This is a genomic window from Spirillospora sp. NPDC048819 (assembly GCF_040650055.1).
In the GTDB taxonomy this organism is placed as follows: Bacteria; Actinomycetota; Actinomycetes; order Streptosporangiales; family Streptosporangiaceae; genus Spirillospora.
Window position 1 is genome coordinate 1 of sequence record NZ_JBEZGN010000101.1, and the last position, 1,410, is coordinate 1,410.

A 1,410-nucleotide genomic window follows, 5' to 3' on the forward strand; every position below is an offset into this window, starting at 1 on the left:
GTCGTCATCGATCATCCGCGGGCGTTCCAGCTCCCGGGTGTGCTGGCGCCGTTGACGCTGTTGAGCGCCGAGGACGGGTACGGCGGCCGGTACGGAATCGTGTGGGACCGCCGCACCGGGCTGCTGACCGCCACGCTCCGGGTCGTGCCGACATCGACGTGGCTGGCCGACCGCAGCGACGCCGACACCTGGGTCGCCTCCTGGGGCGGCTGGCTCGCCTCCCTCGGGCACATGCCCGCCATTCGGTGGGTGACGGTCACCGTGGACACCGCACCTGAACCCGGGTCCACCCTCGCCGACACCGTCAACCGCGCCATCGTCGCCGCCGCACCGGCCCCAGCGCGCACCATCATGAGCGAACTCGTCCGCACCGCCCCGGCCGCCGCCGCCGACGTCGACACCCGCGTCTCGATCACCTTCGACCCCAAGACCTCCGCAAGCCGCCCGAAGGACCTGTTCGAAGCGGTCGCCGAACTGGGCCGGACGCTGGACGGACTGGCGTCCCGGCTCGGCGGCTGCGGCGTCTCCGTCCTCGGGCGCGCCACCGCCGCCGAGATCGCCGGTGCGGTGCGGACCGCGTTTGATCCGCACGCGCGCGGCGAGGTCAACCGGCTCCTCGCCGCCCCGGACGCGGACGAGGTCTTGAACTGGTGCGATGCCGGACCGGTCGCCGCGACCGAGCACACCGGCCACTACGAGCACGACGGTGGACAGTCGGTCAGCTGGGCCTGGCACCAGCCACCCCGCCAGAACGTCCGCTCCGACGTCCTGGCCCGCCTCGTGGCGCCGGGGCCGTTCCCCAAGCGCGTCACCCTGCAGTACCGGGCGCTGCCGGCTGCGGCGGCCAGCCGGGTGCTGCAGCAGGAGGTGAACGCGGCGGCGTTCCGCACCCAGTTCCGCCGCCGCACCGGCCGCGACGAGACCGCCCGCGACAGCTGGGATGCCGCCCGCGCCCGCCAAGCCGCCGCCGAGGAAGCCATGGGCGCCGGGGTCTGCCTGGTCTCCCTGTACGCGACCGTCACCGTCACCGACCCCGGCCAACTCCGCCGGGCCGTCGCGCACGTGGAGACGGCCGCCGACTCGGCCAAGATCCGGCTGCGGCGCCTGTGGGGCAGCCAGGCCGCCGGGTTCGCCACCACCCTGCCCTGCGGCATCTGCCCACCCGAACTGTCCCACCGCCTCATCCACTAAAGCCGAGAGGAATCAGCGCTTGCCGAACGTCGAAGCACACGCCATGTCCGAACCGCTCGCCCCACCCTGGGGCTGGCGCGGCCCCGGAACCGGACGCGCCGCGCACATCGAACCCGCACCCGAATACCAGGCCACCACCAGCCAGGTCTGCGGCCTGTACCCCTTCACCGCCGGATCGGGCACACCGACCGCCGGCACCCCGGTCGGACGCCACCAACT

Annotated in this window: 1 protein-coding gene; it reads left to right on the top strand. The window is 73.8% G+C overall.

What is annotated here, in order from left to right:
* Positions 1-1,191: SCO6880 family protein (locus tag AB0C35_RS46000; protein ID WP_358471010.1), on the top strand; the 1,191-nt coding region annotated here is incomplete at its 5' end.
* Positions 1,192-1,410 lie beyond the last annotated feature (219 nt).